This window comes from Paenibacillus sp. AK002 (genome assembly GCF_053903045.1).
The window spans coordinates 2,636,066-2,650,227 of the sequence record NZ_CP096377.1 but is presented as its reverse complement, the minus strand read 5'-3'; the positions used below and the strand labels follow the sequence as shown (position 1 = coordinate 2,650,227).

12 protein-coding genes are annotated in these 14,162 nt (G+C 51.5%); 4 read left to right on the top strand and 8 right to left on the bottom strand.

Annotated features, from left to right (window positions below; all coding sequences use genetic code 11):
* Positions 1-77: 77 nt before the first annotated feature.
* The 4 genes from M1D70_RS11785 (at position 78) to M1D70_RS11770 (ending at position 4,082) form a co-directional block, all read left to right on the top strand.
* Complete coding sequence (locus M1D70_RS11785) at positions 78-596, top strand: GNAT family N-acetyltransferase (protein WP_456289918.1); 519 nt, start codon at positions 78-80, stop codon at positions 594-596.
* A 124-nt stretch (positions 597-720) separates the two neighbouring features.
* Complete coding sequence (locus M1D70_RS11780) at positions 721-1,584, top strand: class I SAM-dependent methyltransferase (protein WP_015734608.1); 864 nt, start codon at positions 721-723, stop codon at positions 1,582-1,584.
* Between the two features lie 4 nt (positions 1,585-1,588).
* Entirely contained in the window at positions 1,589-2,308 is a 720-nt protein-coding gene (locus M1D70_RS11775; RefSeq protein ID WP_456289917.1) for an RluA family pseudouridine synthase, read from the top strand.
* Positions 2,309-2,720: 412 nt separating this feature from the next.
* Positions 2,721-4,082: a lytic polysaccharide monooxygenase gene (locus tag M1D70_RS11770; protein ID WP_456289916.1), complete on the top strand. Its 1,362-nt coding sequence runs from the start codon at positions 2,721-2,723 to the stop codon at positions 4,080-4,082.
* 153 nt (positions 4,083-4,235) lie between these two features.
* Here M1D70_RS11770 and M1D70_RS11765 read toward each other — a convergent pair whose 3' ends face one another.
* From M1D70_RS11765 to M1D70_RS11730, 8 genes are all read right to left on the bottom strand, one after another.
* Positions 4,236-4,667, bottom strand: a complete 432-nt coding sequence (locus tag M1D70_RS11765) for a MarR family transcriptional regulator (RefSeq protein ID WP_036671860.1) — start codon at positions 4,665-4,667, stop codon at positions 4,236-4,238.
* Between the two features lie 410 nt (positions 4,668-5,077).
* Positions 5,078-7,537: a DNA gyrase subunit A gene (gyrA, locus tag M1D70_RS11760; RefSeq protein WP_009591403.1), complete on the bottom strand. Its 2,460-nt coding sequence runs from the start codon at positions 7,535-7,537 to the stop codon at positions 5,078-5,080.
* Positions 7,538-7,548: 11 nt separating this feature from the next.
* On the bottom strand, positions 7,549-9,528 hold the full coding sequence (gene parE, locus M1D70_RS11755; RefSeq protein ID WP_009591364.1) for a DNA topoisomerase IV subunit B: 1,980 nt from the start codon (positions 9,526-9,528) through the stop codon (positions 7,549-7,551).
* A 114-nt stretch (positions 9,529-9,642) separates the two neighbouring features.
* Entirely contained in the window at positions 9,643-10,632 is a 990-nt protein-coding gene (locus tag M1D70_RS11750) for an ABC transporter permease (RefSeq protein WP_015734603.1), read from the bottom strand.
* Positions 10,625-11,593, bottom strand: coding sequence for an ABC transporter ATP-binding protein (locus tag M1D70_RS11745; protein WP_036671850.1), 969 nt, complete (start codon positions 11,591-11,593; stop codon positions 10,625-10,627). Before M1D70_RS11745 ends, M1D70_RS11750 begins: the two co-directional genes overlap by 8 nt.
* Positions 11,594-11,628: 35 nt before the next feature.
* Complete coding sequence (locus tag M1D70_RS11740) at positions 11,629-12,477, bottom strand: GDSL-type esterase/lipase family protein (protein ID WP_456289915.1); 849 nt, start codon at positions 12,475-12,477, stop codon at positions 11,629-11,631.
* 146 nt (positions 12,478-12,623) lie between these two features.
* The gene (locus M1D70_RS11735; RefSeq protein WP_456289914.1) at positions 12,624-13,355 is read right to left on the bottom strand and encodes a CAP domain-containing protein; all 732 of its coding nucleotides are present in this window, start codon (positions 13,353-13,355) and stop codon (positions 12,624-12,626) included.
* Positions 13,356-13,700: 345 nt separating this feature from the next.
* Entirely contained in the window at positions 13,701-14,162 is a 462-nt protein-coding gene (locus M1D70_RS11730) for a GNAT family N-acetyltransferase (protein WP_009591358.1), read from the bottom strand.

Below are 14,162 nucleotides of genomic sequence, written 5' to 3'. Positions count from 1 at the left end.
AGATAGTTTGGAACAATTGTACGTACACGGATAATGAAATGAAGAACCATGAACCATATATTGAAGGAGAGTTAACGATGAACATACGTACCGAAACCGAGAATGATTATGAAGGGGTCAACGAGCTGCTCACCCAGGCTTTTTCCGGTCAGGAAGAAGCGATCCTTGTACAACGATTGCGGGAAGACGGAGCTTTCGAAAGGGAATTGTCCATGGTGGCTGAAGAGGACGGGATCATCAAGGGGCATATTATGTTCAGCCGGGCCAGCCTTCTTGACGGCGGTCATACCCATCGGGTAGCTGCGCTAGGACCGCTGGCTGTGCTTCCGAAGTATCAACGCCAGGGGATCGGCGGGAAACTGATTGAAGAGGGGAAACGGCGGTGTCTCTCGCATGGCTATCCGCTTGTGTTTCTGTTCGGGCATCCGTCGTATTATCCACGCTACGGTTTTGTCCAGGCCAGAAACCATGGAATCGATATATCCCAATTCGCCGTTTCCGATGAGGTGTTCATGGTCGCCGAGCTTCAGCAAAGCGCACTTCATAACCTTCATGGCGAATTCCGTTTTCATTCCGCATTCGAAAATTTGGGGTAAACCGAAATTCATAGACCCGTATCATCCGAGTGGTTGGGCCCAGGCGGGGATTCCTTGGTGGCATTCAGCTTTCAATATGTTGTACAATAAAGTCTAAATGACTATTTGAAGGATGGTTTTCAACATGTATGTAGCTCAAGGTTGGCAAGATTACGAGGTCATCGACACCGGTGGCGGTGAGAAGCTGGAGCGCTGGGGCGATGTCATTCTAAGGCGTCCGGATCCGCAGATCATCTGGCCGATTGAACGTGAAGACGGACAATGGCGAAATGTACACGGGCACTATCACCGCAGCTCGTCCGGCGGCGGGCAATGGGACATGAAAAAGCAGCTGCCGGATCGATGGACCATCTCGTACGACCAATTGAAATTTCATATCCGACCGACCAATTTTAAACATACCGGCTTGTTCCCGGAGCAGGCTGCGAACTGGCGCTGGATGATGGACAAAATCGCTTCCGCCGGTCGTCCGATCAGCGTGCTGAACCTGTTCGCCTATACGGGTGGAGCTACCGTCGCTGCGGCCTCTGCCGGTGCTCAGGTCGTCCACGTGGATGCTGCGAAGGGGATGGTTCAATGGGCCAAGGAAAACGCGGCATTGTCCGGCCTGGCTGACCGCCCTATCCGTTATATTACGGATGACGTGTTTAAATTCGTTCAGCGGGAACAGCGTCGGGGAAACAAATACGATGCGATTATTATGGATCCTCCCTCTTATGGGCGCGGGCCAAGCGGAGAAACGTGGAAGCTGGAACAAAGCCTGTATCCATTTCTCGAAAGCTGCATGAGCATCGTATCGGATAACCCGCTGTTCATGCTGATTAACTCCTACACGACCGGCATCTCCCCGACCGTTCTGAACAACATGCTCACCATGACCATGAAGCCGAAGTACGGCGGATTGATCAGCGCAGGCGAAATCGGATTGCCGATCACCCGCTCCGGCATGAACCTGCCATGCGGCATCCTGGGCCGATGGGAGTCCTGATTCGATGAGCAGACGGGGACCAGCATCGTATCCGGCCGTGCCGATTCTATTCGAGGATAATCATGTGTTGGGCGTAACCAAGCCGGTCAACATCCCCTCGCAGGAGGATGCTACCGGCGATCCCGACATGCTGACCATTCTGAAACAGGACATCAAGGAGCGTTATAACAAGCCGGGGAACGTTTTTTTGGGATTGGTGCACCGCCTTGACCGTCCCGTGGGCGGAGCGATGGTATTCGCCAAGACGTCCAAAGCCGCATCCCGATTATCGGAGGCCGTCCGCAGCCGCAGCTTCCGTAAGCAGTATGTAGCGGTCGTTCACGGTGTTCCAGCGAAAACTTCAGGCCGGCTCGTGAACATGCTGTACAAGGATGCGAAAACCAACACCGTCCACGTTACCTCCAAAGGGACGGACGGAGCCAAGGAAGCCATTCTGGATTATACGGTGCTCCAAGCAGCGGAAGGCGTAAGTCTTGTCCGGATCGAACTGCACACCGGTAGACCGCACCAAATACGCGTACAGCTCAGCCATGCGGGTCATCCGCTGTTCGGCGATCAGAAATATGGAAGCAAGGTGAACAAGGCCGGCCAACAGATTGCCTTATGGTCCGTGTTGGTCGGATTCCCTCACCCTGTTACCAAAGAGGACATCTCCATTCGTTCCATTCCGCCTTCCGTTTATCCCTGGAGTATCTTCAATATGGACCAGCTGGGATCGACATGACGAACCTATCAATGAATGTAAAAAACGAAATCCATCATTGGATTTCGTTTTTTTGTATGTTTACGCCTAATGCTATGACTATGTAACGAATGACAAATATTGAAATATTTTATCCCTCTATCATAATATATTATCCCTTTACTTTTAACAAAGAATGGCAAAGAATAGTAACTGGAATAGTTTAACATTTTTTAGTTTATTTGTACAATCATGGTATACTCCTCATCTTGGGGTTTATATAGATCACGGCTGCCGAGGAGGATGATGATCAAGGATAATTCATGAATGGAGTCGCTAGCCGGTTCGGTCCTTCATGTTTTGTGCAGAGCAAGTAAACCCGCAGCATAAGGAGGTTTGATCAGCAACAGGAGTCCGCTGAATTTCAAATTAAATATTCAAGGAGGTATTTGTTATGGATCAGGTTCAGTGTCAAACAAATCACCGCTTGCATTTGAAACCGCTGTGGATTTTTTTAGGAAGCACACTGTTGTTTTTCACCATTATGATCATTACGGCAAGCAGCGTTTCCGCTCATGGTTATATCGAATCACCGGCCAGTCGTGGTTATAAGTGCAAGCTCGGCGAGAACGTCAACTGCGGCAGAATCATTTATGAACCGCATTCCCTGGAAGGGAAAGGAAACTTTCCGATCGGCGGACCGGCGGATATCCAGATCACCGGTGCCGGTATCTTTACCGAACTGTATGAACAGACGCCAACCCGCTGGAGCAAAGTGAACATGAACGGCGGGCCGAACACGTTTAAGTGGGTGCTGACCGCAGCCCATGCTACATCCGATTGGAAATATTATATTACGAAAAAAGGCTGGGATTCCAGCAAACCCCTCGCACGCGCAGATCTCGAATTGTTCTGCTCCTTCAATGACGGCGGCAAACAACCGCCGAACACCGTAACCCATACTTGTAACGTACCTACCGACCGCACCGGGTACTATCTCATCCTCGCCGTATGGGAAATCGCCGATACGGGCAATGCCTTCTATAACGTGATCGACGTGAACCTGAATAACGGCAGCGGCAATCAGGACACGCAGGCACCGACGGTGCCGGCGAATCTGAGAATCACAGGTGTTACAAGCAGCAGCATTTCGCTTGCCTGGAACGCCTCTACGGATAACGTAGGAGTCACAGGCTATGAAATCTATCGAGGCTCCAATCTAGTGGCAACGGTATCCGGATCCACCCTGAGCCACACCGTTACCGGCCTGCAAGCAGGCACCTCCTATACCTTTACTGTAAAAGCCCGTGACGGAGCAGGCAACGTATCACAGGCGAGCAGCCCGCTAACCGCCAGCACATCAAATCCCGTTCCGGACACCCAAGCTCCGACGGCTCCTGCCAATTTACGATCTGCGGGATCGACGTCCACAAGCGTATCTTTAGCCTGGAACGGTTCCACGGATAACGTCGGAGTAAGCGGCTATGAGGTATATCGGGGCACCACACTGGTTACGACGGTGTCCGGCAGCACGCTATCCTATACAGTTAGCGGATTATCGCCAAACACGACCTATAGCTTTACCGTAAAAGCACGCGATGCGGCAGGCAACGTATCCCCAGCCAGCAATGAGCTGCAAGTCACCACGGCGGACGGCTCTGTACCGGAAACTCCGGCCTGGGCTCCGAATACTTCATACCAGCAGGGAGCTTTGGTGACGTATGGAGGCAAAACCTATGAGTGCCGCCAAGCCCATACGTCCCTGCCTGGATGGGAACCCGCTAACGTGCCGGCTTTATGGCTGCTTAAGTCTTAACTTCATCAAAATATGCCAAGATTCATTTTTGATCACGTGACTAGAAAGCAATATTAGCAAAACAATGAAACCGCCCCCAAAGTCGGAGCTGCCACAGGCAGCCAGACATGGGGGCTTCTGTTCATTCCATGCAGGATGCTGGATCAAAAATGCCTACGCCTCGACCAGAACCTCCTGCGGAGCCGTGCTGATCTTACCTAACAAATAGACAAGCAGCTGTTGATTATGCGAGGATATGCGGTTCAGAATCCGGGAAAGGTACTCCTCCCTAACCTGTAATCCGCGCGTATATTCCTCGCGTCCTTTATAGGATATCGTCACCCAGACGATCCGTCTGTCATTTGCGTCCCGTTCCCGTTTGATCAATTCGTTCTTCTCCATCCGGTCCAATAGCATCGTTACGGCAGCCGGACTTGTAGCCAGGTAAGGAATGAAATCGGAAGGTTTCATCCGCTTCTGCTCAGCGAGCACTTCCAGCACCATGAGTTGCGACTCCGTCAATGTCGGGGCCAATCCGGCTTCCATATGGAGTTTATAATCCTTGGCCAGCTTGGACCACACCTTGGCGAATTCGGCAGTATGCATGTTTATCCCGTCCCTTCCGTTATGTCTGTCATGATCAAACATCGAAATACCATCTGAGTTTGCCGCACTGTACTCCGATGAATGAACTTCGGTTTGAGCCAGCGTCATGATTTTCATAATAGTTTATAGGATTAACTTTTCGCTGGACGCCAGCCAATATCCTTCTTTTTTCGTTAAAAAATATAATTTCCAATCAAGCGACAAAACCCGTCATGCCTTGTGTGACGGCGTTTCTCAACATTCACCTTACTTCGACAGCGCCAGACATATGTCAAATAGTATAAATTTAAACTTGCGTCATCCAACGCTAAATACAACAAAAGCACCCCGACAACCGTTCATCGAAGGTGCTTTCGTCCATTCATCTCAATTTAATCTGTATCCGAACTAAGGGAAAGGCTCGCTCTTGCCTAACCTTCTTTGCCTGACTCTGCATGAGGGAGACTGACCAAATCGACAATCTGCCCGTTCTTGCCGACATCGGCCAGTAGTTTACCAATCGATTTACGCTCCGCAATCGGAACTTTCTCCGTGTGAATCGGGAAAGCTTGCCCGTCTTCGCTATAAGCGTTAATCTGCAGCGGCTCGCGACAATAGAAAGCGCCGACAATGGCGCTGCCGTTAGGCTTCACCCGCTTGCCTTCCTTGAACTCAAACGTGGCCATGCCTTTTCCGCCGCGGCTTTGGGCCGGATAATCCAACAGCAAGCTTCGTTTGCCGTATCCAAGATCCGTGATGGTCAAAATCTCGCCTTCATCGTTCTCTACCCATAATGCCGCAACGACCTCGTCCCCGTCTCGAAGCTGGATTCCCCGAACCCCGCCGGAAACGCGTCCCATGGCATTGACTTCCTGTTCATTGAAGCGGATGCTCATCCCTTCTTTCGAGATCAGCACGATATCTTTATTGCTGTCACTCATAACGACCTGGATGATGCTGTCTTCCGCAGCTACCTTCGCAGCCGCAACCGCGCCAGACCGTTTGGTTACGTACTCCTTGAGATCTGTCCGCTTCACTTGCCCTTTGCGGCTCACGAAGACAAGCGATTTGCCCGCTTCGTCAAAGTTCGAAACCGGGATGACCGATACGATATGGTCCTCTTTCGGTACCTGGATCACGTTCACGATGGCCGTACCGGCATCTTTCCACTTGTACTCCGGAACTTGATGCACCGGCAATAAGAAGTATTGCCCGCGGCTCGTGAAGATCAGCAGATTCTCCAGGGTATTGACTTCAAACAACCGCGTGATGTAATCCCCTTCCTTGACGCCCGAGCTTTCCAGCTCACCGCCGCTGCGAGTGAAGGATAACATGCTGGTACGCTTGATATAGCCTTCATTCGACAAGGTTACGAGCACATCCTCGGCGTTAACAAGCACTTCAAGATTCACCTTGATCTCTTCCACTTCTTCCTGGATAACCGAACGCCGGTCGATGCCGTACTTCTCCCGAATTTCGATCAGCTCTTTGCGAATGACGCCAATCAGCTTCTTATCGCTGTCGAGAATCGCACGCAAGCCCTCGATTTTCTTTGTCAGCTCGTCCAGCTCTTTTTGCAGGGAATGAATTTCAAGGTTGGTAAGACGGTATAATTGCAGCGTCAGAATCGAGTCGGCTTGTCTCTCCGTGAAACCGAACATCCATTGCAGATTGTTCTGGGCATCCTGGCGATTCTTGGAGGCCTTAATAGCCGCAATCACTTCGTCCAGTATGTTGAGCGCCTTGACGAGGCCTTCCAATACATGAGCCCGATCCTCGGCTTTCTCCAGCTCGAACTGCGTCCGGTGTGTAACGACTTCACGCTGATGGTGGATATAGGCCGACAGCATCGCTTTAAGCCCCAGCTGCTGAGGGGTTTTGTTCACGATGGCAACCATATTGAAATTGTACGTAATCTGCAGGTCGGTTTTCTTGAACAAATAAGCCAGAATCCCGTTCGCGTCGGCATCCTTCTTCAGCTCCACGACGATGCGCAGCCCTTCCCGTCCGCTCTCGTCCCGAACCTCGGCGATGCCTTCGACTTTTTTCTCAAGACGAATATTTTCCATCGCCGTAACGAGTCTGGACTTAACAACCTGATAAGGAATTTCCGTGATGACGATCTGCTGTTTACCACCACGAAGCGATTCAATGTCCGTCTTGGATCGCAGATAGACCCGGCCTTTGCCTGTCCGATAGGCATCCAAAATGCCTTCGCCGCCCATGATGATACCGCCGGTCGGGAAGTCCGGGCCTTTTATGAACGTCATGATCTCGTCCAGCTCGATCTCCGGCTTCTGCATGACGGCGATGCACGCATCGATTACTTCCCGCAGATTGTGAGGCGGGATTTCGGTCGCGAAGCCCGCGGAAATCCCGCTAGCTCCGTTCACAAGCAGATTCGGGTACCGCGAAGGCAGCACAACCGGCTCCTTCGCCGTGTTATCAAAATTGTCCTTGAACAGCACGGTACGCTTCTCGATATCGCGCAGCAGCTCCATAGCAATCGGTGACAGCCTGGCCTCGGTATAACGCATAGCTGCTGCCGGATCATCGTCCTGGGAACCCCAGTTTCCGTGACCGTCCACAAGCACATGTCCCATTTTCCATGGCTGGGCCATCCGAACCATGCCTTCATAAATCGAGGAGTCCCCGTGCGGATGGTAATTACCCATGACATCCCCGACGGTTTTCGCCGATTTGCGGTATGGTTTATCCGGTGTGTTACCCGAATCGTACATGGCGTACAGAATCCGACGCTGAACGGGCTTCAGGCCGTCACGAACGTCCGGGATCGCCCGGTCCTGAATTATATACTTGGAATACCGGCCAAATCGGTCACCTACAACCTCTTCCAGAAATGCCGGCAAAAATTGCTCCGATAAACTCATTCATTCACCTTCTATTCCTCAAACTCCGCGAAGTTGACATTTTCAACGATCCACCGCTTGCGGGGATCTACCTTATCTCCCATCAGCGTAGACACGCGCCGCTCCGCTTTGGCGGCATCTTCGATTTGAACCTGCAGCAAGGTCCGTGTTTCCGGGTTCATCGTCGTTTCCCATAACTGCTCCGGGTTCATCTCGCCCAGTCCCTTGTAGCGCTGCAGCTCAAAATTTTTGAATTCCTTCAAATAATTAGCCAGCTGTTCATCCGTCCAGGCATACCGCACGGTTTCCAGCTTGCCGGATTTACTGGCGATTTTATACAGCGGAGGCTGCGCAAGATAGACGCGGCCTTCATCAATCAATGGCTTCATGTATCTGTAGAAGAACGTGAGCAGCAGCACCTGAATGTGGGCTCCATCCGTATCCGCATCGGTCATGATGATGATTTTCGAATAATTGCTGTCCCCGGCGGTAAACTCCGTGCCGATCCCCGCGCCGATCGCGGATACGATCGCACGGTATTCATCATTCTTCAGGATGTCGGCCAGCTTGGATTTTTCCGGGTTCATCGGCTTCCCTTTAAGCGGCAGGATCGCCTGGATCTTAGAATCCCGCCCCTGCTTTGCCGAGCCGCCAGCGGAGTCCCCTTCGACAATGAACAATTCGGTTCGGGAGAAATCCTTGGACTGAGCCGGCGTCAGCTTGCCGCCGAGATTGGAACTCTCGCTGCGCTTCTTGCCGCTGCGCATCTCATCCCTTGCCTTCCGGGCCGCTTCGCGCGCTTTGGAGGCCTGAATGGCCTTCTTCAGCAGCGTTTGGGCAACCTGCGGATTTTCCTCTAGGAAAATTTGCATCTTCTCGGTAACGATGCTGTCCACCGCGCTCCGCGCAGAGGCGCTTCCCAGCTGGTCCTTCGTCTGGCCCACGAACTCGACCTCAGCCATCTTGACGCTGATCACGGTCATCATGCCTTCCCGGAGGTCATTCCCCTCCAGATTCTTGTCCTTTTCCTTCAGAAGATTGTTCTTCCTTGCATAATCGTTCATGACGCGCGTATACGCCGTCTTGAAGCCCGTCTCATGCGTACCGCCCCCGCGCGTCGGGATGGAGTTAACGAACGAGGCCAGCGTTTCGGTATATCCTGCATTATATTGAAGGGCGATTTCGACTTCGATGTCATCCTTCTCGGCATAAAAATGGATCACATCGTGCAGCACGTCCTTGCCTTCATTCAAGAACTGCACGAACTGGCTTGCGCCGCCTTCATAAAAAAATTCTTCCCCATTCCCGCTCCGCTCATCTTTCAAAACGATCCGGAGTCCTGAATTCAGGAAGGCAATCTCCTGTAAGCGCTCTGCAAGCGTGTCGTAGTTCAGATGCGTTCCCGAGGTAAACACGCGCGCGTCCGGTTTAAACGTGATTTTCGTCCCTGTTTTGTTCGTATTGCCCAGAACCTCAAGGCCGGTTACCGGTTCTCCGACATGCTCTTTTCCTTTTTTGTCCTGCCAGTATTCGAAGCGTTGGCGGTGAATTTTACCTTCGCGGTAAATCTCCACTTCCAGCCACTCGGACAACGCATTGGTTACGGATGCGCCAACGCCGTGAAGGCCGCCGGACTTCTTGTATCCGGAACCGCCGAATTTGCCGCCGGCATGCAAAATCGTGAAGACCACCTGCGGCGTGGGAATGCCGGTCTTGTGCATCCCCGTCGGAATGCCGCGTCCGTTATCGTATACCGTCGCGGATCCGTCTTTATGCAAAGTAATTTCAATTCTCGAGCAGTACTTGGCCAAATGCTCGTCTACGGCGTTGTCCACAATTTCCCATACCAGATGATGCAGACCCGACGAGCTTGTGCTCCCTATGTACATGCCTGGCCGTTTGCGTACCGCAACAAGGCCTTCGAGCACTTGAATGTCGTCAGCATCGTATCCTGAACGGTTAGTACCGCCGTTCTTTGATGACTCTGCAAACATATCGATCTGTTCGACCATTCATGCTCCTCCTTCAATTTCACGTATCTCGTGTTTTCTATTTCTACATTCCAATATTTTAGAAGAACGCGGTTCTCTAAAAAATGCAAACAAATGTTTCATGCTTTGTCCATTTTAATTCAAGATATCCCTTCTCGTAAAGACACTGAATGCAACAATAACCGCACAAATCGCCCAAATGGCTAATACGGCAAGGGAAAAATTCAAGGTCATGCCCTCGATCGGCGGCAAATTGCCCGCTAAATAACTGGTCAAATTCAGGTTTACCATGAACAAATATTTGGCGCTGCTCCATGCTGACGCCATATTCGTCAGAATATTTCCGGCGATCAATGCCGCCATCATAATGACGATGCTGGCCGCCGTGCTTCGAACCAGGACGGATACCATAAAAGCCAGCATACCGACGCATACGCCGACAAACCAGACCAAACCGCCCTGCATCAGCAAATACTTCCACTGGGGCACCGCATGAACGCCGGACATATCCACGTCGGATCCGACAATTTGGAAACCCGTGAATACCGGGATGTCAAACCCCTTGTAGCCGAAAGCGAGACCCGAGATCAGGTAAGCGATGACAAAGGTGGAAACGACAATGAGCGACGTGAACATGATCAAGGCAACCAGTTTGCTCAGCAGCACTTTCCAACGCTTTACCGGCCTTGTCAGGAGCATCTTAATGGTGCCGGTCGTCCGCTCTCCGGAAACGATATCCGAAGCAATGGCCATGATGAGCAGCGGGATAAACAAGGATATTGCATTGTTCAGAAATTCCCGCGTGAACGTTACCCCGTTTGGTTGATTAGGATTCACATCATGCTGCAAATAATACTGCATCTGCTGAATAAAGATTTGCCGATATCGTTTCCATTCATCCGGCACCCTGTCGCTGCTAAGCGAATTCTCATTATCCGTGATCCGCTGCTGAAGCTCAAGCCGCCAGTCGCTGTTAAACTTCTCCCGGCTACGTTCTGCGGACTTCATTTGGGCGTATGTAAACATGGGCACTAGGACGAGGAGAACCAGAAGAACCACATAAAACCGCTTACGCTTGATAATTTTGATGCATTCGTTCTTGATCAGGGGCAACAGATTACTCAATGCTCTCACCCTCCGTCATCTGCAGGAACAGCTGCTCCAGCGTAGGATTGATCCGATGAACCTCCCGGACCTGCACGCCAGCGCCAACCAGCCTTTCCACAGCCCTTGATGTATGTGCTGCATGCATACGGGTCACAACGGCATCCGGTGACATGCCTGCCAGTACATTATCGTCAAGCACATCCTCCGGGCGGTCCACGATCTCGCAATAATCCAGCTTCTGCAGAATTCGTTTGCCCTGCACGGCGGGATTCAGATCCCAGATGACATGATCGCTGCTGCCGGCAATCAATTCATCGACCTCGCCGACCGCAAGCACCCTTCCGCTGCTGATGATGGCTACCCGATCACATAACAGCTGGATTTCGCTCAGCAGATGGCTGGAAACAAATACGGCCAAGCCCTCCTCGGCCAACTGATGGATGAACTGCCGCATTTCTTTGATTCCCTTCGGGTCAAGACCGTTCGTCGGCTCGTCCAGAATGAGCAGCCTCGGCCTGCCGAGCAAGGCCTGGGCGATCCCCAAACGCTGCCGCATGCCAAGTGAATAAGTGCTTACCTTGTCATGGATTCTTCGATCAAGCCTGACCGTATCCACAACTTCCTGTATCCGCTGATCGTCAATGCCGGGCTGCATTCTCGCAAAATGCTCTAGATTTTCCCATCCGGTCAAATACGAATACATCTCCGGATTCTCCACGATGGATCCAATATAGCGCAGCGCCTGCTCCTGCTGGCGGTTCACATCGTAACCGCAGACCTCGATCCTGCCGGATGACGGCTTGATCAAATCCACAAGCATTCGGATCGTGGTTGTTTTTCCTGCCCCGTTCGGCCCCAGGAACCCGAATATTTCGCCCGCGCGCACATCGAACGACACATCTTGTATAATCCATTTTCGACCGATTTTCTTTTTTACATGCTGGACGGATAGTACGATTTCCTGCGCTTGTTCATTCATCGATTTCCATCTCCCCACCTGACATCCTCTTCATGCTACAGCATACCTTCTACAATTCGATCCGCGATGGCCTGATATCCTGCCCCGTTCGGATGAAAATGGTCCGTGGACAGATACTCGCCGAGCTTATGCTGAAACAGATCGAATGTCGGGACAAGCGTCATATTGGGATCGCGGTTTACAAGCTCCATGACCGCATGATTCCATGCTGAGACCACGACATTGCCGGGTATCAGCAATTCTTCCAAATCGGAAAAGGGATGATACAAGCCGATATAAACAATTCGGGCATCCGGATTAATGTCCCGAATCTTCTCAAGAATCGTCTGCAAGCGTTCGGAGGCCTGCGGCAATGCGCCCATCAGCATGGCTGGATCGAGCTCCAGCTCGCCGGCATCCGCCGCCCCCTCCATCAGCCCGCTTCCTTGAAAGATATCATTGCCTCCGATAGACAGCATAATGACGTTGGCTTCCTTCAAGGCATACTGTATTCCCTTGTCGTCCAGCTTAGGGAGAAGTCCCTCGGTGGTCATTCCGTTTATCGCCAGATTGGCCAGCAGGCTGGCCGTTCGTCCATCGCCGTTCAATTGTTCGACGCTTCGGCGGACAAAACCGCCCCCGCTACTGTCCCCCGTTCCCTTGGCAAGCGAGTCTCCGATCGCCGTCACTTTCAGATCATTGGGCAGAACCGCTTCCGGAGCCCGTTCCGGCTTCGGCGGCGCAGTCTCTTGGCCTGGCGCGGCGAATTCGCCGCCGGTGAGCAAAGGCTGCCCTTGAGGATCATTAATATCCTTAAACGCATACACGAAACCGAATATAAGCACAATCGTTACGATAATCGACACGGAGGCCGTGATACGCCATATCCATGCAGATGACTTCATGACATTCCCCCTACAAAAAATCCTCATGTACATTACCTTAAGACTTCTATAAAAAATTTGCAAATCAAAACACGCAAAGAAGACTGCCCCGGACGCAGTTTTCTGCGCGCCCGGGGCAGCCCTATCATGTGAAACAAGATCCGTGCTTATTGGCTGATGAATTCTTGAACCCAGTATCCGTTGTAATATCCCACACCGATCATGGTGAAATTAGGAGACAGGATATTTTCGCGGTGACCTTGGCTGTTCATCCAGGAGTTCATGACTTCCTGCGGCGTGCGCTGTCCTTTAGCGATATTCTCGCCGGCATAGCCGTAAGAAATGCCGTAAGCCTTCATCATGTCGAATGGAGAGCCGTGCGTTGGCGAAGTGTGGCTGAAATAATTGTTATTGCTCATGTCCTTCGCTTTGTCCAGTGCTACCGTTGTCAGCTTGGCATGCACCGTGAGCGGCTTCAGGCCAGCTTTCGAACGCTCTTGGTTCACCAAGTTGACAACTTCGGAAGCAAAATTCGATTGCTCCGTTGTGCCCGCAGATTCGGAAGGCTGGGACGGAGTCGTAGATGGCTTGCTTGCTTCTGGCTTGCTTGCTTCTGGTTTGCTTGCTTCCGGTTTGCTGGTCTCAGGCTTGCTTGTTTGAGGTGTCTCAGCCGGCTTATCCGCCTGAGGCTTTTCCGTTTGCGGTTGTTGGACGACCACCCATTTAAACTGCGACTCCAAGCCTTGGCTCTCCAGGAATTTCTGGATCTTTTGTTGCCAGTTTACATAATTATTGCTATCAGCAGGTGCAGCCGAAGCCGTTGTCGGCAGCATGATGCCGACCGCCAATACAGCCGCGATGCTGCCGCCTGCGATCTTCTTTATCCAATGGTTGTTCATGAATACTCATCTCCTATGCTCATAGTTGTAGAGTTTGCTTGACCGCCGTTCTAAGATGTTGAACTTGAAGGGTGTGGGACGGTCAGGCATTGGTTACATTTTTGTAATCAGGTACGAACACATTGTAACACATTTGATACCTTCGGCAATCCTACAATTGTTGGAAAGGAGTCCTTTGAATTCCTACTTTATGCTCAGGGCCCCAGAAACCAATACCGGTCCTGAACGAATGACTTCCTTGTATCTTTGATAAGCGGGTAAAATCTTCTAAACTTCCATAGAATCTAGGTCAAAACAAGAAAAAACCCACCCCGAAAACGGGGTGGGTTAATGAAAAGGCCCAGGCTACAGCTTTTTGCTGAACTGGTAACCAGCCTTTTCAAATCCAATATGTTCATAAAATGCATGTGCGGGAGCAAGTTCTTCCCGGTTGCCGCTTGTGAGAAACAAGAGGTGGCTACCATGCTGTCTTCCCCATGTCTCTGCACCGCGAATCAGTCGTTTGCCAATTCCTTGGCCGCGGTAGCTTGAGGTTACAATAACCGAAGTAATTTGAGTGACCGGTTCGGTCATAGTGAAGGATTTGACTTGACGAAGCATGATCATGCCGACGACGTCTCCATCAACCTCGGCAACCAGGTTGCCGTATAACGGGTTGTCGTTCATGGACTCCATCCGTTCACGCATGACGTTGAGCGTGGTCGGATAATTCAGTTCTCGCATCAAGGATGTGACAGCTTCCAAATCATTCTTCTCAAAGTTTCGAATCAGCAGTGCAGGCGCAGAAATTACGCTTTCGATGCTCAT